The 22347-nt window shown below is 73.8% G+C and carries 14 protein-coding genes; 6 read left to right on the top strand and 8 right to left on the bottom strand.

The window, feature by feature from the left end; all coding sequences use genetic code 11:
- Nucleotides 1–25: 25 nt before the first annotated feature.
- Nucleotides 26–1942 (bottom strand): NAD-binding lipoprotein, encoded by a 1917-nt coding sequence (locus ACIGFK_RS24235; protein WP_386466995.1) that lies wholly within the window; start codon nt 1940–1942, stop codon nt 26–28.
- Between the two features lie 213 nt (nt 1943–2155).
- Nucleotides 2156–4363 carry a catalase/peroxidase HPI gene (gene katG, locus ACIGFK_RS24230; RefSeq protein WP_386470337.1) on the bottom strand — a complete coding sequence of 736 codons (2208 nt, stop codon included), beginning with the start codon at nt 4361–4363 and terminating at the stop codon, nt 2156–2158.
- 251 nt (nt 4364–4614) lie between these two features.
- On the opposite strand from katG, the gene ACIGFK_RS24225 reads away from it, so the two are divergent.
- The gene (locus tag ACIGFK_RS24225; protein ID WP_376659657.1) at nt 4615–5037 is read left to right on the top strand and encodes a Fur family transcriptional regulator; all 423 of its coding nucleotides are present in this window, start codon (nt 4615–4617) and stop codon (nt 5035–5037) included.
- Between the two features lie 95 nt (nt 5038–5132).
- The gene (locus tag ACIGFK_RS24220; RefSeq protein WP_400053550.1) at nt 5133–7331 is read left to right on the top strand and encodes an FUSC family protein; all 2199 of its coding nucleotides are present in this window, start codon (nt 5133–5135) and stop codon (nt 7329–7331) included.
- Here ACIGFK_RS24220 and ACIGFK_RS24215 read toward each other — a convergent pair.
- Complete coding sequence (locus ACIGFK_RS24215; protein ID WP_400053548.1) at nt 7297–9810, bottom strand: discoidin domain-containing protein; 2514 nt, start codon at nt 9808–9810, stop codon at nt 7297–7299. The two genes, ACIGFK_RS24220 and ACIGFK_RS24215, sit on opposite strands and share 35 nt — an antisense overlap.
- A 242-nt stretch (nt 9811–10052) precedes the next feature.
- Nucleotides 10053–10787, bottom strand: coding sequence for a WHG domain-containing protein (locus ACIGFK_RS24210; RefSeq protein WP_376659654.1), 735 nt, complete (start codon nt 10785–10787; stop codon nt 10053–10055).
- Nucleotides 10788–11122: 335 nt separating this feature from the next.
- Here ACIGFK_RS24210 and ACIGFK_RS24205 point away from each other — a divergent pair, with 335 nt between their 5' ends.
- The 4 genes from ACIGFK_RS24205 to ACIGFK_RS24190 all read left to right on the top strand — a co-directional run bounded on the left by ACIGFK_RS24205 (nt 11123) and on the right by ACIGFK_RS24190 (nt 14123).
- Nucleotides 11123–11719 carry a hypothetical protein gene (locus ACIGFK_RS24205; RefSeq protein WP_376659653.1) on the top strand — a complete coding sequence of 199 codons (597 nt, stop codon included), beginning with the start codon at nt 11123–11125 and terminating at the stop codon, nt 11717–11719.
- A gap of 102 nt (nt 11720–11821) precedes the next feature.
- Nucleotides 11822–12283, top strand: coding sequence for a hypothetical protein (locus tag ACIGFK_RS24200; protein ID WP_376659652.1), 462 nt, complete (start codon nt 11822–11824; stop codon nt 12281–12283).
- An 83-nt stretch (nt 12284–12366) separates the two neighbouring features.
- The gene (locus ACIGFK_RS24195; protein WP_376659651.1) at nt 12367–12936 is read left to right on the top strand and encodes a hypothetical protein; all 570 of its coding nucleotides are present in this window, start codon (nt 12367–12369) and stop codon (nt 12934–12936) included.
- 197 nt (nt 12937–13133) lie between these two features.
- Nucleotides 13134–14123 carry a serine/threonine-protein kinase gene (locus ACIGFK_RS24190; RefSeq protein WP_376659650.1) on the top strand — a complete coding sequence of 330 codons (990 nt, stop codon included), beginning with the start codon at nt 13134–13136 and terminating at the stop codon, nt 14121–14123.
- A 27-nt stretch (nt 14124–14150) separates the two neighbouring features.
- Here ACIGFK_RS24190 and ACIGFK_RS24185 read toward each other — a convergent pair whose 3' ends face one another.
- From ACIGFK_RS24185 to ACIGFK_RS24170, 4 genes are all read right to left on the bottom strand, one after another.
- Nucleotides 14151–14381 (bottom strand): response regulator transcription factor, encoded by a 231-nt coding sequence (locus tag ACIGFK_RS24185; protein ID WP_386470352.1) that lies wholly within the window; start codon nt 14379–14381, stop codon nt 14151–14153.
- A 144-nt stretch (nt 14382–14525) separates the two neighbouring features.
- Nucleotides 14526–16628: a SpoIIE family protein phosphatase gene (locus ACIGFK_RS24180; RefSeq protein WP_376659648.1), complete on the bottom strand. Its 2103-nt coding sequence runs from the start codon at nt 16626–16628 to the stop codon at nt 14526–14528.
- 116 nt (nt 16629–16744) lie between these two features.
- Nucleotides 16745–17416, bottom strand: coding sequence for a 4'-phosphopantetheinyl transferase family protein (locus ACIGFK_RS24175; RefSeq protein WP_376659647.1), 672 nt, complete (start codon nt 17414–17416; stop codon nt 16745–16747).
- Nucleotides 17413–22323: an aminotransferase class I/II-fold pyridoxal phosphate-dependent enzyme gene (locus tag ACIGFK_RS24170; RefSeq protein ID WP_400053544.1), complete on the bottom strand. Its 4911-nt coding sequence runs from the start codon at nt 22321–22323 to the stop codon at nt 17413–17415. The genes ACIGFK_RS24175 and ACIGFK_RS24170 overlap by 4 nt, the downstream gene beginning before the upstream one ends.
- Between the last annotated feature and the right edge of the window lie 24 nt (nt 22324–22347).

The raw sequence follows: 22347 nt of genomic DNA, 5'->3' as shown, positions 1-22347 counted from the left end.
TTCCGGCCGGTCGCTCCGCGGCCCGTCACTCCTCGGCGAGGACGATCAGCCAGTCGCCCTCGGCGAAGCGGACCCGCTGCCGCTTGTCCGGGTTGATCCGCACACCGAAGCCGGGGCCGGTCGCCGCCTGCGCCCGCAGGCGGTAGCCGACCGCGCATTCACGGCGGCGGCGCGCGGCCTCGACGACGGTGGCGAAGGAGACCTCGGAGCCGGTCCGGACGTAGTCCGCGGCCGGCTTCAGGTAGAGCTCGTTCCCCTCAGCCCGGAACAGCTCGGCGAACACCTGGGCCAGGTGGGGGCCCTCCGAGATCTGGGTCATCAGGAGGCTGATCAGCCGGCCGCTCACGATGAAGTCGGCGCCCTCCCGGGCGGGCGCGAGGAGCCGGTTGCCGTCGTCGGACATCTCGGTGGTGAGCGTCAGCCGGCGGTGCGCGGCCTCCCCGATGGCCCGCAGGTGCAGCAGCGTGACCAGCGTCCTGTCGTCGGTCCGGGACTCCGCGCCCGGGGCCGTGACCCACTCGGTCCCCGTCCCGCTCGCCGTCGCCGTCCCCGTCTCCTCGCCGAGGACGATCACGCCGTCGTACGACGGCACGTCCAGCTTGGCCAGGGCCAGGGGATCGGTGGTGTCCCCGCGATGGAAGGCCACTTCGAGCCGCTCCCGGGGCGCGGCGGAGCCGGCGGCGTCGAGGGCCACGACGTCCAGGGTGCTCCCGGGGGCCACGTACTGGTCCAGCTGGTCGACGACGATCGGGGCGCGCCGGTTCCAGCCGAGCAGGAGCAGGCGTTCGGGCAGGGCGGGCCGGGGGAGGGGCGCGACGATGGCCTCCTCGTCGACCCAGGAGGCCACGTCCGAGGGGACGGCCGTGTCGTCGTCCTCCGAGACGACGAGGACCGAGTCCGCCGCGCCGATCGGCGTGTCCGGATCCGGGTTGAGCGCCACCCGGCCGTCGGGATGCAGCAGGCCGACCACCGAGGAGGTGGCGAAGGACAGCAGGGCCTCGCCGAAGGTGCGGCCCGCGAGCGTCCCGGCGGGGGTGGCGTAGAACTCGTCGCCCTCGAAGTCCAGCAGCTCCTGGTACACGAGGGAGAGGCCGGGCTGGCGGGCGGTCTGGACGAGGAGCCGGGCGACGATGTCGTCCACGCACAGGACGTGTCCGCCCCGGCCGGCGGCGAGCCCCGCGGTCACGCGGTTGCGGGTCTCACGGACCGCTGCGACCACCACCGGCCCGCCGTCCCCCGGCACGGCCGCGTCGAGGGCGAGCAGGGTCTTCACCACGTGGGTGTCACCCCCGTCCCCGACGGGCGGCAGGACCAGGACGGCCTTCGCCGTCCGCGGACTCACCCGGCAGAGCTCGGCGGGGTCGGTGGTGCTGCCGTTGCGGCAGATGATCCGCGTCGTACCGCTGTCGGCGAGGCGGGCGGAGATCTCGTCCTCCATCTCCACCTTGTCCTTCGGGGCGAGGACGGCCACGGCGGCGCGGCGCCGGTTGGCGTTGGCGGCCACCAGTTCGCCGACCACGGGGAAGACCTGGTCGGACCAGCCGAGGACCACGGTGTGCCCGGCCTCCAGCACGGTGGAGTGGCCGCGGCGCAGGGACATGAGGCGCTGGTCGATGCCCGTGGTGATCAGGCTGACCAGGGTCGACACGAAGAGCAGGGCCACGAGCGCGAGCGTGACGGAGGCCAGCACGTGGAGCGGGGAGCCGACCGCACCCCCGATCTTGAGGGTCTGGCCGACGCTGACCCACACCGCCGTGAGCCGTCCGGCGAGGGTCGTCGGGGGCGTCCGGCCGGACCAGACGAGCACCGCGCTCGCCGGGACCACGACGGCCAGGCAGCCGAGGGCGAGCCAGCCGACGAGCCCGGCCGTTCCCCCGGCCACCAGGTTGTCGAACCGGTACCGGAGGCGCGAGCGCAGTGACGTCGTGCGGTGCTGCGCCACGCGGGCTCCCGAGCATGAGACGTGCCGGTCGGCGGCTGCCCGCCGCCCTCGGCCTCACCTTAGGGAATCGCCGCAGGGCATTGCGCCGTACGGCCCGCGGCTCACTCAGAGGTGTGAAGGATCCGCCGCACGGGACCGCCGTCATCGACGGCGGTCCCGTGCGGCGGACGCGCGTCGGGGCCGGCCCGTGCGGGCCGGCCCCGACGCGGGCGATCAGACCAGGTCGAACCGGTCGAGGTTCATGACCTTGACCCACGCCGAGACGAAGTCCTTCACGAACTTCTCCTTGGCGTCGTCGCTCGCGTAGACCTCCGCGAGCGCGCGCAGCTCGGAGTTCGAGCCGAAGACGAGGTCGGCACGGGTACCGGTCCACTTGACCGCGCCCGAGGCGTCACGGCCCTCGAACTCGTCCTGCGCCGCGGACGTCGACTTCCACGTCGTGCCCATGTCGAGCAGGTTCGCGAAGTAGTCGTTGGTCAGGGTGCCCGGACGGTCCGTGAAGACGCCGTGCTTCGAACCGGCGTGGTTGGCGCCCAGGACGCGCAGACCGCCGACGAGGACCGTCATCTCGGGAGCGGAGACGGTCAGCAGGTTCGCCTTGTCGACCAGCAGGAACTCGGCCGGCAGGCGGTTGCCCTTGCCCACGTAGTTGCGGAAGCCGTCGGAGGAGGGCTCCAGGGCGGCGAAGGACTCGACGTCCGTCTGCTCCTGCGTCGCGTCGACACGGCCCGGCGTGAACGGGACCTCGACCGCGACGCCACCGTCCTGCGCGGCCTTCTCGACGGCCGCGGAGCCCGCGAGCACGACCAGGTCGGCCAGCGAGACCTTCTTGGCGCCGGAGTTGAAGGAGGCCTGGATGCCCTCGAGGGTGCGGAGCACCTGCGCGAGGTCGTCCGGGTTGTTGACCTCCCAGTTGCGCTGCGGCTCCAGGCGGATGCGACCGCCGTTGGCGCCGCCGCGCTTGTCGCTGCCGCGGAAGGAGGAGGCCGCGGCCCAGGCCGCGGAGACCAGCTGGGAGACCGTGAGGTCCGAGCCGAGGATCTGCTCCTTGAGGGAGGCGATGTCCGCGTCGTCGATCAGCTCGCCGTCGCGGGCCGGCAGCGGGTCCTGCCACAGCAGGGTCTCGGCGGGGACCTCCGGGCCGAGGTAGCGGACGACCGGACCGAGGTCGCGGTGGGTCAGCTTGTACCAGGCACGGGCGAAGGCGTCCGCGAACTGGTCGGGGTTCTCGTAGAAGCGGCGCGAGATCTGCTCGTAGACCGGGTCGAAGCGCAGCGACAGGTCGGTGGTGAGCATCGTCGGGAGGTGCTTCTTCGACGGGTCGAAGGCGTCGGGGATGATCGCCTCGGCGTTCTTCGCCACCCACTGGTTCGCGCCGGCCGGGCTCTGGGTGAGCTCGTACTCGTACTCGAAGAGGTGCTTGAAGAAGTCGTGGCCCCACTTGGCGGGCGTGGTGGTCCAGGTGACCTCGAGCCCACTGGTGATCGAGTCGGCGCCCTTGCCGGAGCCGTACGTGCTCGACCAGCCGAAGCCCTGGGCCTCCAGCGGGGCGGCCTCGGGGTCGGCGCCGACGTTGTCCGCCGGGCCCGCACCGTGGGCCTTGCCGAAGGTGTGGCCGCCGGCGATGAGGGCGACGGTCTCCTCGTCGTTCATCGCCATCCGGCGGAAGGTCTCGCGGATGTCGCGCGCGGCGGCGATCGGGTCCGGGTTGCCGTTGGGGCCCTCGGGGTTCACGTAGATGAGGCCCATCTGGACCGCACCGAGCGGGCTCTCCAGCTCACGGTCGCCCGTGTAGCGCTCGTCGCCGAGCCAGGTGGTCTCGGGGCCCCAGTAGACGTCCTCGTCGGCTTCCCAGACGTCGGCGCGGCCGCCGGCGAAGCCGAAGGTCTTGAAGCCCATCGTCTCCAGGGCGACGTTGCCGGTCAGGATCATGAGGTCGGCCCAGGAGATGGACTGGCCGTACTTCTTCTTGACGGGCCACAGCAGGCGGCGGGCCTTGTCCAGGTTGCCGTTGTCCGGCCAGGAGTTCAGGGGGGCGAAGCGCTGCTGGCCCGCGCCCGCGCCGCCGCGGCCGTCGCTGATGCGGTAGGTGCCGGCGCTGTGCCAGGCCATACGGATCATGAGCGGGCCGTAGTTGCCGAAGTCGGCCGGCCACCACTCCTGCGAGTTCGTGAGGACCTCGGCGATGTCCTGCTTTATCGCGGCGAGGTCCAGGGCGGCGAACGCCTCGGCGTAGTCGAACTCCTCGCCGAGCGGGTTGGCCACGGCGGGGTTCTTCGCGAGGATCTTGAGGTTGAGCCGCTCCGGCCACCACTGGCGGTTGCCGCCGCCCTGGGTGGGGTGCGAGGCCCGCCCGTGCGCGACGGGGCAGCCGCCGGCCTCGGCGTTCGCGTCTACGGCGGGCGCGTTGTTCTCAGACATGGGAATCCTTCCGGACCCGGGGGGTCATGGTGCTGCGAGGAGCTACATGCGGTGGAGCGGTCCGTGCATGTCCGTCACGGCTTGGTCTCGAGCCGTACTGGAGCCTTCTAGTCACTTGGTTATCAACGGAACCGATCCTACGATGGACAGAGTCCAAGTCAAGAAGCGCGCCAAAGCCATATCCAATCGGATCCCGGATAGCCGTCGGGTGAACCTTCGGGGATGACGCCGGGCCTGAAAGGTGGAGCGGTATGAGTGACCTGCTGGAGCGGCTGCGCGAGCGTGGCTGGCGGCTGACCTCCCAGCGGCGTGTCGTGGCGGAGGTCCTCGACGGGGACCACGTCCACCTCACGGCGGACGAGGTGCACGCCCGTGCGGCGCAGCTGCTGCCCGAGATCTCCCGGGCGACCGTCTACAACGCGCTGGGCGAGCTGGTCTCGCTGGGCGAAGTGGTGGAGGTCTCCACCGACGGCCGCGCCAAGCGGTACGACCCCAACGCGCACCGCCCCCACCAGCACCTGGTCTGCTCCGGCTGCGGCCTCATCCGCGACGTCCACCCCACCGGCGACCCGCTGGCCGTCCTCCCGGCCGAGGGGCGCTTCGGGTTCGAGGTCTCCGGGGCCGACGTCACCTACCGAGGGCTCTGCCCCGCCTGCTCCTCCCAGGTCGTCTAGCCGGTCCCGACCGCGCGGGGCCCGCTTCCACCCCTTCGGCGCGTTTGCGCGCGGGCGGAAGTGCCGGGGCGGGGCGGGTGCCCGATGCTGGTGCCATGGGTACGAACGGTGCCGCCGCCTACGCGGGCGCGGCCCGGAGATCGCTGCGGGTCACCCTCGCGGCGGGGGCCGGGTTCTTCCTGTTCCTGTACGGCTTCGGGCAGACCGTCGCCGCCACCTACGCACTGTTCTCCGCGGTGTCGCTGGCCGGACTGTCGCGCATCCCGGGCACCGGGCGGCAGCGGGCCGGCATGGTGCTCCGGCTGATCCCGGCGGCCTGGCTGCTGGTGGTCGTCGGCACCTTCCTGGCCGTACGGACCTGGACCGCGGTGGCCGGGATGCTGGTCATCGGCTTCGCGCTGGCCTTCGTCGCCGTGGGCGGACCGCGCCCGGCCGGTGCGGCGCCGGGGCTCCAGCTGCTGTACATCCTGCCGTCCTTCCCGCCGTACGCCCCGGACACCCTGAGGGAGCGGCTCATCGGCACCACCACCGGGCTCGTGCTGCTGGTCCTCGCCGAGGCCTTCGTACTGCCCGAGCCGCCGACCGTGCCCTACCGGGAGCTCGCCGCCCGGGCCGCGGTCACCGCCGAGCGCTGCGCCGGGGAGCTGGCCCGGGCGCCGTACGCCCTGTCCCCGGCGACCGCGGCCGAGGCCAGGACCGCGGGCGAGGCGCTGCGGCCCTCGAACGTCCCGGAGGCGGAACGCCCGGCCGGGGCCGGGGTCCGCTCGCGCGGCCTGGGCCACACCGGGCTGGCGGCCCGCACCCTGCTGAACCGGCTGGGACGGCTGCCCGCCCCGCCGTCCGGCGCGCAGCCCGACCCGGACCGCGAGGCCGCGCTCGCCCTGCTGGGGGCCGTCGGACGGTCCGCGGCGGACACCGCCGCACTGCTGCGCGGGGCCCCGGGAGCCGGGAAGCCGCCGGGCCCGGGCCCGGGCCCGGAGCGCGCGGCGCTCGCAGCCGCCCCGACGGACGGGGCCGGCCCGGCGGCGCTGCGCCGCAGGGCGGACCTGCTGGAGGTGGCCGACGCCGCACTGGTGCTCGCGGCGGCCGCGGCACTGGCCGTCAGGGGGCGGGAGGCCGCGCCCGACGTGCCGTCCGGCCGGTTCTGGTACGCCGGGATGCCGGCGCCGCGGCTGTGGTGGGTGCGGCTGATGGGCAATGCGGGCAGCCGGTCGGTCTTCTTCCAGAACGCCGTACGGACCAGCCTGGCGCTGGCGGCCGCCCGGGCCGTGGCGGGCCTGGACACGCTGCCGCACGGCTTCTGGGCGATGCTGGCGACGCTGACGCTGACCCGCACCACCATGGAGGCCACGCGCAGCAGCATCCGCCAGGCGCTGGCCGGAACCCTGATCGGGGCCCTGTGCACGGCCGGGGTGCTCGCCCTGGTCGGGACCCATACCGCCGTGTACGCCGTCGTACTGCTTCCGCTGATGCTGTTCACCTTCACGGTGGGGCCGGTGAAGGGCATCGGCTGGTCCCAGGCGCTGTTCACCATGACGGTCGCCCTGGTCTTCGCCCAGCTGGCGCCGGCCACCTGGCGGCTCGCCGAGGTGCGGCTGCTGGACGTGCTGATCGGCAGCGCGATCGGCGCCGTCTTCGGGCTGCTGGCCTGGCCGCGCGGCGCGCGGCAGGAGGTGCGGCGCGCCGGCGCGGCGCTGCTGCGGTCCGCGGCCGAGGCCGTGGTCACCACGGCCGCGGCGCTCACGGCCGAAGGGGTACGGGACGCGGACGTGCCGCCGGAGCACAAGTCGCTGCGGCATTCGCTCGTCCTGGCGGAATCGGCGTTCGCGCAGCTCCAGAGCGAGCCGGGCCCCAGGCCGGGGCCGCACCCGGTCGACTGGCAGGCGGTGCTCCTGGCCGGGCACCACACCCTGTGGGGCGCGGGCCGGGTGCTGGCGCCGCCCGCGCCGGGGCGGGGCCCGGCCGACCTGCACGCACTGCCGCTGGAGCAGACGGCGGCCGCCGAGCTGACCAGGCTCGGGGACCGGGTGGCGGGGCGGATGCTGATGCTGTCCGCGGTCCTTGACCCGATCGAGGACGCCCGGCAGGCCCCCGCCGCACCGTACGCAGACGGCGGCGCGGCGGGGACCGTACCGGCAGGGGAGCCCAGCGGCTACTACGCGGCGGACGCCTGGCTGGCGTCGCTGCTGGCGGACCTGGACCGGATCGCGGACAGCACGGCCGGCCCCGCAGGTGCGGACGCCACGGAGGCCGCCGGCGTCACGGGCGGGAACCCGGGGCGGGGCGGCCGCTGACGACACCGCCCGGCTCGGGCGCGGAGACGGTCAGGAACTTGGCGGTGCTCGGCACCCCCTGCGCGTCGAGGGCGAAGAGCATGTAGGTGCCCGGCAGGACCGCCCCGGTGTCGGAGGGGACGGACACCGTGTACGTGCCGGATCCCGTGGCGGTGGACTCCAGCGGGACCCGGCGCTGGTCGTTGTCGGTGGAGTGGGTCGCCGCCGCGGCCCGCATCAGCACGAAGGACGCCACCGGGCTCTGGGTGCTCACCGTGAGCGTCGCGCCGGGCGCGATCCGCGAGGGCACGGCGCTGGTGATGACGGGTCGCGGCTTCGGCGAGCCGTCCGCGTTCAGCAGGTACGGCGGCGTGAACACGGCTCCGTCGGCGTGGTTGGTCGCGCAGTCACCGCACAGGCCGCCGCCGCCCGAGAAGATCCGCCCGTCCGGCAGCAGGTTCGCCACGCTGTGGTAGTTGCGCGGGATGGCCATCGTGGCCAGCGGGGTGAAGGCGCCCGTCGCCGGGTCCCACAGCTCGGGGGCCAGGACGGAGGTCGCGTCGCTGAACGGGACCGGGTAGGCCTGCCCGCCGAAGACGGCCACCTTGCCGTCCGGGAGGACGACGCTGTTGCTGAAGGCGCGGGCGTGCTCCATGTCGCCCGTACGGGCGGCCTGGACCTGGTTGCCCGACACGTTCACGGTGTAGGCGCGCCGGGTGGCGGGGGAGTCCTGGTAGGCGGGCGAGCCGCCCAGCGTGAGCAGCTTGCCGATGTCGTAGGAGACGGCGTTGCCGGTCATCGCGTCCTGGCTGTCGGCGCGGGGGCCGGCGGCCGTGATGCTTCCCGTGCCGGTCGTCGAGATCCAGTTCATCTGCCTGCTCGGCCCGAGCTGCAGCACCTTCCCGCCCGACGTGGCGTACAGCCACATGTGGTTGTCGGCGCGGTAGCGGCCGGCCGGGTCGGCCGTCAGCGCCGGGGCGGCGGGGACGCCGGAGAGCTTGCGCCAGGTGCCGGTGGCGGGCGACCAGACCTCGCCGGCCTTGTCGGTGTCGGCGGTCCCGCTCCAGGAACCGCCGAGGACGAAGGCCTCACCGGTGGAAATCAGCGTCATGGCCTGGTAGCCGCGGGCGATGTTCATGTCGGTGGTGGCGGACCAGGCGTCGGTGGCCGGGTCGTAGATGCTCGCCCTCTCGGCGTTGCTGCCCCCGGTGACGAGGACCCGGCCGTCGGCGAGTATCGCTATGCCCGGGCAGAACATGTCGTGCCCGGTGTTGTCGATCCGGCGCTGGGTGACCTTGCCGGTCTTCAGGTCGAGGATCGCCGTCTGGGTGTAGCCGTTGCTGCCGCCGAAGCGGTCCGTCGCGTACGCCGACCAGGCCAGCAGCTTGTCGCCCGGCAGCACGGCGGTGGCGACCGGCACCAGGGGGAAGCCGGTGATCCGGTCCCAGGAGCCGTGGACGGCGGCGCTCGCCGGTCCGCTGAGGCGGATCTCGGCGGCCGAGGACCACGGGCCGCGGCCGCCGGCCTCGGAGGTCACCGTCAGACGTACGAAGCGGGCGTTCGCGGCGCGGGTGAAGGTGGCGGTCTTGACGGTGTCGTCGTCCCGCCAGGTGCCCGCGGCCACCGGTGCGCCGAAGGAGCTGCCGTCGGTGCTGGTGGTGATGGAGTACGCGCCCGCCCTGCCGTTGGGCCCGTCCCGGCGCGGCTGGTAGGTGAGGGCCGCGACGGTCTGCGTGCGGTGCATGTCGATGGTGAGGGTGTGCGGGAGCGGGGCGGGGGTGCCGGTCCACTTGCTGTGCCAGAGGGTGGCGGAGTCCCCGTCGAGGACGTTGGCCGCGCGGCCGTTCTCGCCGGTGGTCTCCTCGTCGCTCGCGGTGGCCGTCCAGCCGGTGCGGGCCAGGTCGACGGTGGCGGCGGGGGTGCCCGGGTCGCCCAGCAGGTTGAGTTCCGCGGCGGAGGTCCAGGGGCCGCGGCCGCCGGCCTCGGTGAGCGCGGTGAGCCGTACGAAACGGGCTCCTTGCGGTGCGAACCCGAGGGTCTTGGCGGTCGCGTCGTCGGCGAGCGTGCCGGTGGCGACGGGGTTCCCCCAGTTCTGGCCGTCCGTACTGAGGCTGATGCCGTACTCGCCGACCCGCCCGTTGGCCCCGTCGGCGCGGGGGCGGTAGACGAGTGCGGACACCACCGCCGTGCGGTGCATGTCGATGGTGAGGGTGTGCGGGAGCGGGGCGGGGGTGCCGGTCCACTTGCTGTGCCAGAGGGTGGCGGAGTCCCCGTCGAGGACGTTGGCCGCGCGGCCGTTCTCGCCGGTGGTCTCCTCGTCGCTCGCGGTGGCCGTCCAGCCGGTCCGGTCGAGGACGGGGGCCGAGGGCTCCATCGCGTTCGCGGGCGCGATGCCGTGGTGCGGCGACTGCTTCGCCCCCTGCTGGTCGAAGGCCGTGGCCCCCGGGGACGGCGGGCGGGGCGCCGGGGTCTGGCTCGCGACCCCGAGCCAGGGCGTCATCCCGATCAGGAGCGACCCGAGGCCCGCTCCCACCAGCAAGTGGGAGCGGCGTATGAGAGGAGGACGGGCCGGGCGTCGTCGGAACTGCAATCTGACCTCCAGGGGCGAACAAATCGGCGCCCTCGAACATAGGTCAGACAGATGCGAACTTGCCCGGGAATCAGGGGAGTTGGCTGAGGCGGGCCGGTGCGGGGCGGTGCGGGTCCGTTCCGGAACCGCACCGTCCCGCCGGGGCTGCCGGATCAGCGGGCGGCGGAGTCCTCGCCCGGGGACACCACGAGGCCGACGCTCTCGGCCGCCACGGCCACGGCGTAGTCGAAGAAGGCGGCCTCGTCGCGGACACTGTCGTGGGTACGGCTGAACACCTGGAAGACCAGGAGCCCGATGAGGTTGCTCCACAGGACGATGCCGCGCTCGATGATGTCCGGGAACGGAGCCCCGGGCGTACCCCCGAACAGCTCGACGGCCGCGGGCAGGAGCAGCGGCGGGCCGGGCACCGCCCGCCGGGGCGGGGCCAGTTCACCGCCTTCGAGCGCCGACCGCACGATCCCGGCCAGTACCGCGGGGGTGCGCGAGGCGGACGGGACCGTGTCCTGCGGGGCGTGGTAGTCCGGCACCGGCGAGCCGTATATCAGGCTGAACTCGCCGGTGTTGTCGAAGGACCACTGCCGCAGGGCGCGCATGACCGCGAGGAGCCGCGCACCCGCCGTTGCGCCCGCCTTCGCGGCGGCGAGGTCGGCCTGCTCCATCGCGGCGCCGGAGGCGTCGTACGCGTCGATGACGAGCGCGGTCAGCAGGTCGTCCCGGTGCGGGAAGGCGGCCTCCACCTCGGTGACGGCGAGACCCGCCTCCTGGGCGACGCCGTCCAGGGTCAGCGCGGCGGCCCCCGTCTTCACCAGCTGTCGGCGCGCGGCGGCCTTGATCGCAGCCGCCGGCGCCGGATGTCCGTCGGTCGAAATTGCTGAGGAAAGATCCATAACGGCACCGTACCGGCCGGCCGCGGTCATACGGCCCGCCTGCGGCGCACGATGACGCGCACCAGTGCCCACAGGGCCGTGGCGTCGGCCAGGGCGCCGAACAGGAGCGCGCCGTAGAGGCCGAACCCCGCCAGGGAGTCGAGCCTCCCGCCCGTGGCCGCGTCCGGCGTCAGCGCGGGCCGCGTTTTTACCGGGTGTCTCCGGGTGTGTCAAGTCCCGACTTTCCGGAACATGACCCGGATGTGCCGATCACGGCTTACTTGTGGTGCGGGCCTCACCGGAACAGAAACCCGGAAACGAAATGAGTCACCGCACCGAACAAGTAGGAGAAAGTCATGAACCGCAAGATTCAGACCAACAACGTCGTCCGCCCCCACCGCAAGGGCTTCCGGTTCGCGACGCTGATCGCCTCGGCCGCAATGGCCTCCGGAGCGGTCCTGCTCCCGGCCTCCATGGCGAGCGCGGCTCCCCTGCCGACCCATACGGTCACAGCCCTCCCGAACGGCGGAGGCGCCGGAGGGGACGGCGGCGCCGGCGGCGGCGGCCTGGTCGGCGGCGGTGGTGGCTCCGGTGGCTCCGGCGGCGGCAGCGTTCTCGGTGTCGGCGGCGCCGGCGGTAACGGCGGCAAGGGCGGCGACGGGGTCCTCGCCGGTGGCGGCGGCGGTGGCGGCGGTGGCGGCGGCGACGGCGTGATCGGCGGCAAGGGCGGCAACGGCGGCAACGGCGGCTCCGGCATCTTCGGCGGCAACGCCGGCAACGGTGGCGGCGGCGGCAGCGGCCTCCTCAAGGGCGGCGACGGCGGCAACGGCGGCAAGGGCGGCTTCGGCATCCTGCAGGGCGGCAACGGCGGCAAGGGCGGAGCAGGCGGCTTCGGCGGCATCTTCGGCGGCCTCGGCGGAGCCGGTGGGGCCGGCGGCGGCAGCATCTTCTGACCCCGCGCCTGACCTGAGCAGCTGATCCACGGGGTGGGGGCCTTCGGGCCTCCACCCCCCTCACCCCCCACACAGCACGACATCCGCAAGAGGAGAACCCCCATGTTCACGAGTCCCTGGCAGCGCCCGCTCATCCTGGCGGCGGCCTCTCTGGCTCTCGTCACCGGTACGGCGTGCGCCGCGCAAGCGTCGCAGACCCACACCACCGCAGACATCAGCTCCTCGCCCTCCCACTGCGTTCTGGGCGGCCAGGGCGGAGAGGGCGGCAAGGGTGGAGAAGGCGGCAGGGGCGGTCAGCCCGGTCAGCCGGGTGAGCCCGGCAAGCCCGGCAGCGTGGGCTGCTTCCGGTTCGAGGACCTGCCCGACAAGTCGAAGTCGGAGCTGAACGCGGTCGACAAGGTACGCATCGTGATGCTGCTGGTGGCCGACGACTCGGACGAGATGAAGGAGAAGGTCGCCAAGAAGTACAAGATCTCGACCGACGAGCTCGACGACTGGAAGAAGGACTACCTCGCCGGTGACTGGTGCTCCCTGATGGCCGGCGGACTCCCCTTCTGCCTCTGATCGATCCCCATTCGGCAATCGGCGCGGAAAGCGGACGAGCGGAACCGCGCCACGGAATTCAGTCTCTCGAAAAGGAGAAGGTCATGCGTGTGCGCACTTGGAAGCTCCGCCTCGGTCTCGTCGTCTCGGCGACTCTCATGGGCGCAGGGGCGATGGTGCCGGCCGCCACGGCGGCACCGACGTCCACGGCCGTCGTCGTCGAGCACCACACCCCCGCATCCGGCAGCGGAGACGGCCGGACGAGCGGGAGCCGGCTCGGCAGCGGCGCCGCGGCGCTCGGCGGAGTCAAGCTGGGCAACGGCAGCGTCCGCGTCGGTGACAAGGTGTGCGCAGGCAGTTGCAACGGCACGGTCAACGGCACCAGCGGCAGCAACGGCGGGGTCTGCGCCGGGCTCTGCAACGGCAGCGCCAACGGCGGCAACGGCACCACCGGAGGCATCGGGGCCGACGGCACCAACGGCGGCAAGGGCGGCGTCTGCGTCGGTCTGTGCAGCAGCAGCGTCAACGGGGGCAACGGCGGCAACGGCGGGGCCGCGCCGGCCGGCGGCGACGGCGGCAAGGGCGGCTGGGGCGGCGACGGCGGACTGTGCGTCGGCGTCGGCTGCGAGACCAGCGGCTTCGGCGGCCGCGGCGGCAACGGCGGCGAAGGCTGACCCACCCGCAACCCGCACCCGCATTCACATTCCATAGCCACATCCACTGCTCCAGGGGTCCCGACCTCCTCCACACCGGGACCCCTGGAGCCGTCTCACAGGGGCACTCGCATGCATCGCTCGATAGAATTCACGGTAGGGAAAGGTGGCCCGCGGCATCCGTCGCCGGGCCGGCCCGGTGAAGGGGGCGGACCCCGATGGGCACGGCAGCGAACCTGAGCGAGTACACCGGCCGGGCCTCGGGCCTGATCGGCCGGCAGATCGCGGGCTACCGGGTCGAGCGCATGATCGGCCGGGGCGGCATGGCCGTCGTCTACTGCGCCAAGGACCTGCGCCTCGACCGGATGGTCGCGCTCAAGCTGATCGCCCCGGAGCGCGCCCGCGACGAGACCTTCCGGCGCCGCTTCACCCACGAATCGAGGGTGGCCGCGAAGATCGACCACCCGCACATCGTGCCGATCTTCGAAGCCGGTGAGACCGAAGGCGTCCTGTACATCGCCATGCGGTACGTCTCCGGCCTGGACCTGCGGGGCCTGCTGGACCGCGAGGGCCCGCTGCCCGTCGCGACCGCCCTGCGCATCGCCGCCCAGGTGGCATCCGCACTGGACGCGGCCCACGAGCACGATCTGGTCCACCGGGACGTCAAGCCCGCCAACATCCTGGTCGCCGCGGGTACCGACGCCGAGCACCCCGAGCACATCTACCTCACGGACTTCGGGCTGACGAAGAAGGCGCTCTCGCTCACCGGGTTCACCACCGCGGGCGAGTTCGTCGGCACGCTCGACTACATGGCCCCGGAACAGATCACCGGCCGTCCCGTGGACGGCCGGTGCGATCTCTACAGTCTTGCCTGCGTGGTGTACGAATCCCTCGCCGGCGGGCCCCCGTTCGTGCGCGACGAGGACGTGGCCCTGCTGTGGGCACACCAATACGACCAGCCGCCTCCCGTGACCGAGAGGCGGCCGGACATCGCGCCCGCTGCCGATGAAGTACTGGCGAAGGCCCTCGCGAAGATCCCCGAGGACCGGTACGGCTCCTGCCTGGAATTCGTGGCGGCCCTGCGTGCTGCCACCGGGGCCTCGAACATGGTCGTCAAGCGCACCGTCGTGGGGAACCCGGCGCCGCCCCCGGAGCCTCCCGCCTGGGCCCGGCCGGTCTTCCCCGACCCGTACGCCCGGCGCTGGTAGGCGGTTCCCGCCGATGCTGTCCGGGGCTCAGAGCCCCAGGGCGATGGCCAGGCGGGTCATCTCCGCCGTGGTGTTGATGCCCAGCTTGGCCCGGATGCGGCGCAGGTAGGCGTCGACCGTGTGCTTGGAGAGGCCCATCAGGCGGGCCGTCTGCAGGTAGGTGCACCCGGAGGCGATGTGGCGCAGGGCCTCCTGCTCACGCGGGGCCAGCGCGGTGGCGGTGGCTTCGACGTGCGGCGCGACGAGTGTGAGGCTCATGGGATTTCCTCCGACGAATCGGTTCGGTCATCACTGCTCACACCCTTGTCAGCAGGGGACATATCCCGAATGTCGCTGTATGTCCCTGTTAAAGAGCTTGTTCGTCGGAGTTCATGGCGGTGTCCGCCGACTGTCACAGCGGTGTCACAGGGACCCGAAGTCGACGAGGGACTGCTCCGCCCAGATGGTCTTGCCGACCGGCGTGTGCCGCGTGCCCCAGCGCTGGGCGAGCTGGGCCACCAGCAGCAGACCCCGCCCTCCCTCGTCGAAGATCCGCGCCCGCCGCATGTGCGGGGCGGTACTGCTCGTGTCGGAGACCTCGCAGATCAGGGTGGACTTGTCGTGGATCAGCCGGAGCTGGACCGGCGGCGCGCCGTAGCGGATGGCATTGGTGACCAGTTCGCTGACGACGAGCTCGGTGACGAAGGAGGCCTCCTCCAGCCCCCAGGCCGTCAGCTGCTCGGTGGTCTTGCGCCGGGCCTCGGACACGACGGACGGGTCGGAGGACAGGTCCCAGACGACCACCTGGTCGGCGTGCAGGGCCCGGGTCCGGGCGACGAGCAGGGCGACGTCGTCATCGGGGCGGTGGGTCAGCAGGGCCGTCAGCACCCGGTCGCAGACCGTGTCCAGGGTGGAGGCCGGGCGGACGAGCGCCGCCAGCATGGTGTTCAGGGCCTCGTCGATGTCGTGGTCGCGGGCCTGGAGCAGGCCGTCGGTGTACAGGGCGAGGATGCTGCCCTCGGGAAGCTCGACCTCGACGGTCTCGAAGGGCAGGCCGCCCAGGCCCAGCGGCGGCCCGGCCGGCACGTCCAGCAGGTACGCGGAGCCGTCCGGGGCGACCACGGCCGGCGGCGGGTGACCGGCCCGCGCGACGGTGCAGCCCCGGGTGACAGGGTCGTAGACCACGTACAGGCAGGTGGTGCCGATGCCCCCCGCGGCCTCCCCGTTGCCCTCCTGATCGGCCTCGTCTGCGGACAGGTGGATGATCAGGTCGTCGAGGTGCGTGAGCAGCTCGTCGGGCGGCAGGTCGACGTCGGCCAGGGTGCGCACCGCCGTGCGCACCCGGCCCATCGTGGCGGAGGCGCGGATGCCGTGGCCGACGACGTCGCCCACGACCAGCGCCACCCGGGCGCCGGACAGCGGGATCACGTCGAACCAGTCGCCGCCCACACCCGCCTCGGCGCCTGCAGGCAGGTAGCGGGAGGCGATCTCCAGCGCCGCCTGGTCGGGCAGCGTGTGGGGCAGCAGGCTGCGCTGCAGGGTCATGGTGCTGGTGTGCTCGCGGGTGTACCGGCGCGCCTTGTGGATGCTGACGGCGGCCTTCGCCGTGAGCTCCTCGGCCAGCAGCAGGTCCGCCTGCTGGAAGGGCTCCTGCCGCTCGTGACGGCTGAAGACGGCCAGGCCGATCGTCACGCCGTCGGTGCGCAGCGGCACCAGCATCAGCGCACGGGCCCCGTACTCGCCGATCCAGGCGGCCGACGTGTCCTGGGCCAGCCACCGGGCCACCGCCGGGTCGGTGCCCGCGTACACGGCGCCGCGGCCCGTGGCCAGACACTCGGCGGGCGGTGACAGCGGCGGGTACACGGTCGCCGCCCCGACCGCGATGCGCGCCTCCGGGCTCCCCGCCAGGACCGACCGGACAGCGGTGCGCGACACGGTGACCGGCCCCGCCGGGCGCCCGCGGGAGGCCTCGTCACCGCGCGGGGGCGGCTCCAGCAGATCGACGACGGCGAGGTCGGCGAGCCGGGGGACGGCCACGTCGACCAGCTCCTGAGCGGTACGGGTGCTGTCCAGGGTGGTGCCGATGGGGGCGCCGGCCACGTCGGGCATCAGCAGGTGCTGCCGGTGCTCGCCCTCCATCGCGGTCTTGTCGTGCGCGGACAGCCCCACCGCGCGCACCCGGCCGCCCGGATCCCGCACCGGGGACAGCGAGGTCGCCCAGCCGGGCTCCGGGCTCGTCCCCGGCGGGCGGACGAAGGCATCGAGGTGCTGCGGCTCACCGGTCTCCAGCACCAGTCGCATCTTCCGCTCGGTCTCGTCGCTCACGGGATCCGGCGCGATCTCCGGCAGCCTCCGCCCGCGCATCTCGGCCTCCGTGAGGGACAGCGTGCGTTCCATTCCGCGGTTCGCGCGCAGCAGCCTCAGATCGGCATCGAAGATCGCGAGGAAGCAGGGCGACTGGTCGAAGGCCCACGCGTCCAGCGCCACCTGCGGCCGCTCACCGGGGGAGGTGGGAAGTTGCTCCATCGCCGCTCATCTCGCCCTCGCTAGTTCCCTGGCCGATGTCCGACGGCACCCCGCACGGCGAGGGGCTCCACTGACAAGCATGATCCAGCCGGGCAGGGAGCACCAACGCAGTGCGCTCACGGCCGTACGAGGACGAGGGCGAGCAGTACGCCGCCCGCCCGCCACACCCTCGCGCGGCGCCTGCCCCCGAGCACGGGCGGCGCCAGGCCGAGGATCGCGACGCCGCGCGGAGCGGAGCCGAAGACGCCGCTCCGGTCGGCCTTCACCGCGGCCTCCTTCAGCGCCCACGCGCCGGCCATGGCCTCGGCCCGGTCCGTACCGACGAGGGAGAGCTCCCCGGGCGAGAAGACGTGGTCCGCGACACGGCGTACCGCCGCGGCCGAGCCGGTCTCGCAGAGATCCACTCCGACCGGTTCCGGGGCGAGGGCGGCGGCCACGTGGCCCGCGGTGTGGCTGATGGAGACGTGGAGGCCGACGACCGGGCTGCCGCCGACGGCCGCGTACGGGCTGCCGTCCTCCCGCGGGAGGATCTCCACCTCGCGCTCCGGTGCGGCGACGGCCTCGCCCACCAGGCGCTTGGCGAGCAGCCGGCCCGCCAGCCACTCGGCCCGCCGCCGGGCCGGGAGTGCGCCGGCCAGCCGCCGTTCGGCCGGCGAGAGGACGGGGCAGGGGAGCGGCTCCCCGCCGGGGCCGGTGCGCCGGGCCAGGACGAGGGCGGCGCCGCCCCATCGGTGGACGCTGCCCGGCGCGATCGGCGGGAAGGCGGCGGCCACGGCTGCGGGGCTCATGCGGCGGCCGCGGCCGGGGCCGGATCCAGGTGCCGCAGCTCCTGCGCCAGCGCGGCGACCGTACGACGGATCTGGCCGGGCGTGTGCTCGCTGGTGACGAAGAAGCGCAGCCGGGCCATCGACTCGGGGACGGCCGGGTACAGGATCGGGTTCACGCTGACGCCCTGCCCGAACAGGGCCTCCGCGAGCCGCAGGGTCTTCGGCGAGTCACCGACGATGCACGGGACGATCGCCGTGCCGCGGCTCTCCCCGATGTCGATTCCCTCGTCGCGCGCGAGGCCCGCGAACAGCGCGGCGTTCTCCGCGAGCCGGGCCACCCGCTCCGGTTCGGCGCGCAGCACCCGCAGGGCCGTCAGCGAGGCGGCGGTGTCGGCCGGGGTCATGCCGGCGCTGTAGACGAAGCCCGGAGCGGTGTAGCGCAGGTACTCGACGACCGCCCGGCTCCCGGCGACGTAGCCGCCGCACCCGGCGAGGGCCTTCGACAGGGTGCCCGACCACAGCTCCACGGCCCGGCGGTCGATGCCGAAGTGCTCGCCGATGCCGCGCCCCGTGGCACCGGTCGTCCCGATGCTGTGCGCCTCGTCGATCATCAGCAGCGCACCGTGCCGCTGCTTGACCCTCACGATCGCGGGCAGGTCGGCGATGTCCCCGTCCATGCTGTACACGCCCTCCACGACGACGAGGACCCGTCGGTACTGGTCGCGGACCTGCGTGAGGATGGCGTCGAGGGCGGCCGCGTCGTTGTGCGGGAACGGCCGCCGGGTCGCACCGGAGAGCTTGCAGCCCTGCAGGATGCTGTCGTGGGCGAGGGAGTCGTGGACGACCAGGTCGCCCGGTCCGACCAGGTGCCCGATCACGGTGACGTTGGTGGCGTGCCCGTTGGCGAGCGAGAGGGCGTCCTCGCACCCGAGCAGGTCGGCGAGTTCCGAGTCGAGCTCCAGGTGGAGCGGACGGCTGCCGGACAGCAGCCGGCTCGCGGACACCGAGGTGCCGTACCGCCCGATCGCCTCCTTGGCCGCCGCGTTCACCCGGGGGTGCGTGGCCAGGCCCAGGTAGTTGTAGCCGGAGTAGGAGAGGAGTTCCCGGCCGTCGACGACGGTGGTGTCCGTCAGGCCGCCCTCGTGCACGAGGAAGTACGGATTGGCGAGCCCGAGCCCGCCGAGGGCGGCGACGCGCCGGCTGTGCTCGGTGACCTCCGGGAAGCACTCGATCCGGGTGTGCTCCTCGGGCTGCGCGGGAGGAGCCTCCTCCTCGTGCTCGGCACGCTGACCGGGGACCGGTGCGGGGGCCGGTGCGGGGGCCAATGCGGGGGCCGGTGCGGCATCGGCCGTGCCGGGGGAGCCGGTCGCGAGCAGCGCGGCGATCCGGCCGGCGGTCGGCCGGTCGGCCACCCGCTCGTCGAACCTCCACCGGGGCCACTGCCGCTTGAGGGAGGTGAACAGGTCGGTCAGCATCAGCGAGTCGAAGCCGAGGTCGTCGATCAGCAGCTGGTCGGGCCGCAGGTGGCCCACCGGGTACGCGCTGATCCGGGCCACGTGGCCGAGCACGGTCCCGGTGACCTCGTCAATGTCCCCGATCAGCGAAGGCTGCTCGGCGGCCGGTACGGAGACCTCCGCGGCCGGCGCGGCCGGTGCCGATCCGGCCTGCGGCCGCGCCTGTGCCGGTGCCGGAGCTGGAGCCGGGGCCGGGGCCATTGCCTGGGCCTGCGCCTGGGGCTGCGCCTGGGCCTCGGCCCTCGCCTGGAGCCGGGCCGGGGCCTGGGTCTGCGCCTGGGGCTGCGCCTGGGCCTCGGCCCTCGCCTGGAGCCGGGCCGGGGCCTGGGTCTGCGCCGGAGCCTGAGTCCGGCCCGGGGCCGGTGCCGGAGCTGGAGCCGGGGCCTGGGCCGGTGCCTGGGCCTGCGCCTGGGCCTGGGCCGGAGCCTGGGCCTGCACCCGCACCTGGGCGTGTGCCTGCGCCTGGGCCTGTGCCCGGGCCGGAGCCGGAGTGTGGGCGTGGGCTTTGGCCTGGGACGGAGTCATCGGCTCGGGCTTCGGCTGCGGTTGGGCCTGCGGCGGAGCCGTCGGCTCCGGCCGGGCCGGGGCCTCCGGGGCGGTCGATTCGGCGGGGCGCCGGTCCGTCACCCAGTACGACTGCGTGTCCAGCTTCGCCACCGGCAGGTCCAGCAGCCGGCGGTCCTCCTGGGGGACCAGGGCGCGGGGGTCGACCGGGGCGCCCAGGACCGCGAGCCGGGCCAGGGCCAGGACGAAGGCGCGGCCGCCGTCCGGCTCCGCCGCCGCGGCGGGGACGAGGTGGAGGTCCCCGTGGCCGGCGAGGTTGCGGTGGACCGAGGTGAGCAGCGAGCTGCCGCCCGTCACCTGGACGAAGACCCGGGCCCCCGCCTCGTACGCCGCGGCGACCGCGTCGCAGAAGTGCACCGGCGTGGACGCGTGCCGGGCCCACAGCTCGCGCAGCTGCCCGGTGTCCGTGCAGACCGCGGCGTTCACCGACGAGACGAACGGCAGCACGGGGCTGCTGACGGGGCGGCGGGCGAGGTCCGCGCGCATGCTCTCTTCGGCGGACGCCAGCCGCGGCGAGTGGAAGGCGTTGGTCACGGCGAGCATCGCCGTGACGATCCCGGCACCCGCGCAGGCCTTCCGCACGGCGGCGAGCCCTTCGGGCGTGCCGCTGACCACGACCTGCCGGGGCTGGTTGAAGCAGGCGAGCCACACGTCGTCGATGCCGTCGATCAGCCGGCGGCAGGTCTCCTTGTCGCTCTGCACGGCGAGCATCCCGCCCCGCAGGCCCGTCTCGGCCAGGCGCAGGGCGGCCCCGCGGTGGACCAGCAGCCGGACCGTGTCCTCGTCGGTGAGCGCTCCGGCGGCCGCGGCCGCGGCGAACTCGCCGACGCTGTGGCCGAGGGTGACGTCGGGAGCGACCCCGCAGTCGGCGAGCAGACGGGTGGTGGCGATCTGGACGGTGCCGAGCAGCGGCTGGCACACCTCGGTGGCGGTGATCCGCTGCCGGAGCTCCCCGGTGTCGGCGTCGGCGCCCGCCGCGCCCTCGCCGTACAGCAGATCGGCGAGGTCGAGGCCGGTGTCCCGGCGCGCCACCGCGCTGAGGACGCCGACGGTCGCCCGGAAGCCGGTGAACCGCTCGTGGAGGTCCGCCATCATGCCCGGCGCCTGGCTGCCCTGGCCGGGGAACAGGAACGCGATCTTGCGCCGGTCGGCCGGCAGCGGGGCGTCGGCCGCGAAGGCGCCGTCCCCGAGGTCGCCCCTGGCGCCGTCGAGGAGCTGCTCGCGGGCTTCGCGGAGCCGCTCGGTGAACTCCTCCGTGCCGGTGGCCACGATCGCGAGCCGGGACTTCATCGGCAGGCGCGAGCCCAGGGTGTGGGCCAGTGCCGCGAGCGGCGGGCGGTCCGCCGGGTCGAGGGCGTCCAGGTCGTCGAGCACCTCGCCGATGTGCCGGTCCAGCAGCCGGGGGCTGCCGGCCGAGAGCAGTACGAGCAGGGGCGCGGGGCTCTCGTCCCGTACCGGGGGACCGGCCACGGCCGGGGCGGGCGGCGCCTCCTCCAGCACCACGTGGACGTTCGTGCCGCCGAAGCCGAACGAGCTGACCGCGGCCCGCCGCGGGGCGCCCTGGTCCGGCCAGGGCCGCGCGGTGCCGGCGATGCGCAGGCCCGCGGCGGAGATGGCCAGGTCCGGGTGGGGGGTGGTGTCCGGCTGCGGCACGATCGTGCGGCGGTGGACGACCAGGGCCGCCTTGATCAGCCCCGCGACGCCCGCCGCGGACAGGGAGTGCCCGATGAGGGCCTTGCCCGCCCCGAGGTAGCACAGCGAGGGGTCGTCGTCGGGCCACTCCGTGCGCAGCCGGCGCAGCGCCTCCGTCTCGGCGCGGTCGCCCGCGGCGGTGCCGGTGCCGTGGGCCTCCAGGAAGCCCACGGAGGAGGGGGCGGCACCGGCGTCGTCGTAGGCGCGGTGCATGGCGCGCAGCTGGCCCTCGGCGGTGGGGACCAGCGGTCCGGGGGAGGCGCCGTCGTTGGCCGAGCCGATGCCCTTGACCACCGCGTACACGCGGTCGCCGTCGGCGAGCGCGTCGGCCAGCGGCCGTAGGACGACGACCCCGGCCCCCTCGCCGAGGACGAACCCGTCGGCACCCTCGTCGAACGGGCGGCACACCCCGGTCGCGGACAGTGCGCGGAGCCTGGAGAAGCCGACCAGGCTGTCGGGGGTGAGGTTGAGGTACACCCCGCCGACCACGGCGATCCGGCAGGCGCCCTGCCGCAGCTGGGCGACGGCCTGGTCGAGGGCGACGAGCGAGCCGGAGCAGGCGGCGTCGACCGCGAAGCTGGGGCCGCCCAGGTCGAAGTGGCGGCTGACGGTGCCGGCCGCCATGTTGAGGAGGCTCCCCGGCAGGGTGAAGCTCTGGATGGAGCCGAGCAGGCCCGCCTGCTCCTTCACGGCGTCGATGCCGTCGGGGTCGTCCGCGCAGAGGGCTTCCTCGGCCAGGGTGATGGCCCGGATCGGGGCCGTCATCAGGTCCTTGTAGTCGGACACCGACACCGCGAAGAAGACCCCGGTGTTCTCCCGGTCGAAGTCCCCGCGGCCCAGCCCCGCGTCGTCGAGGGCCTCGCGGGTGACGTCGAGCATCAGCCGGTGCTGCGGGTCCATGGCCCGGGCGCGAGCGGGAGGCACCCCGTAGTGTACGGCGTCGAAGCGGTCCACGCCGGTCAGGAAGGCCACCTGGTCGGTGTACGCCGCGTTGGGGGCCGACCGGTCGCCCGGCTGGTGGAAGGTCTCGTGGTTCCAGCGGTCCGACGGGACGGCGGAGAACTGCCGCTCCCCGCTCATCAGGAGCTTCCAGTAGCCGTTGACGTCGGCGGCTCCGGGGAAGCGGCAGCCGAGTCCGGTGATGGCGATGTCGCTCATGACGGTTCTTCCTTCGCTGTGTGG

The sequence above is a fragment of the Streptomyces sp. NPDC085524 genome, assembly GCF_044541755.1.
Taxonomy (GTDB): Bacteria; Actinomycetota; Actinomycetes; order Streptomycetales; family Streptomycetaceae; genus Streptomyces.
The sequence above is the reverse complement of the archived record's forward strand: the minus strand, read 5'-3'. Positions and strand labels throughout refer to the sequence as shown.

Excerpts from the sequence above, each read along its gene's own strand:
- katG (WP_386470337.1), bottom strand. The coding sequence starts at position 4,363 with ATGTCTGAGAACAACGCGCCCGCCGTAGACGCGAACGCCGAGGCCGGC.
- ACIGFK_RS24225 (WP_376659657.1), top strand. The coding sequence starts at position 4,615 with ATGAGTGACCTGCTGGAGCGGCTGCGCGAGCGTGGCTGGCGGCTGACC.
- ACIGFK_RS24220 (WP_400053550.1), top strand. The coding sequence starts at position 5,133 with ATGGGTACGAACGGTGCCGCCGCCTACGCGGGCGCGGCCCGGAGATCG.
- ACIGFK_RS24215 (WP_400053548.1), bottom strand. The coding sequence starts at position 9,810 with ATGACGCCCTGGCTCGGGGTCGCGAGCCAGACCCCGGCGCCCCGCCCG.
- ACIGFK_RS24210 (WP_376659654.1), bottom strand. The coding sequence starts at position 10,787 with ATGGATCTTTCCTCAGCAATTTCGACCGACGGACATCCGGCGCCGGCG.
- ACIGFK_RS24205 (WP_376659653.1), top strand. The coding sequence starts at position 11,123 with ATGAACCGCAAGATTCAGACCAACAACGTCGTCCGCCCCCACCGCAAG.
- ACIGFK_RS24200 (WP_376659652.1), top strand. The coding sequence starts at position 11,822 with ATGTTCACGAGTCCCTGGCAGCGCCCGCTCATCCTGGCGGCGGCCTCT.
- ACIGFK_RS24195 (WP_376659651.1), top strand. The coding sequence starts at position 12,367 with ATGCGTGTGCGCACTTGGAAGCTCCGCCTCGGTCTCGTCGTCTCGGCG.
- ACIGFK_RS24190 (WP_376659650.1), top strand. The coding sequence starts at position 13,134 with ATGGGCACGGCAGCGAACCTGAGCGAGTACACCGGCCGGGCCTCGGGC.
- ACIGFK_RS24185 (WP_386470352.1), bottom strand. The coding sequence starts at position 14,381 with ATGAGCCTCACACTCGTCGCGCCGCACGTCGAAGCCACCGCCACCGCG.
- ACIGFK_RS24180 (WP_376659648.1), bottom strand. The coding sequence starts at position 16,628 with ATGGAGCAACTTCCCACCTCCCCCGGTGAGCGGCCGCAGGTGGCGCTG.
- ACIGFK_RS24175 (WP_376659647.1), bottom strand. The coding sequence starts at position 17,416 with ATGAGCCCCGCAGCCGTGGCCGCCGCCTTCCCGCCGATCGCGCCGGGC.
- ACIGFK_RS24170 (WP_400053544.1), bottom strand. The coding sequence starts at position 22,323 with ATGAGCGACATCGCCATCACCGGACTCGGCTGCCGCTTCCCCGGAGCC.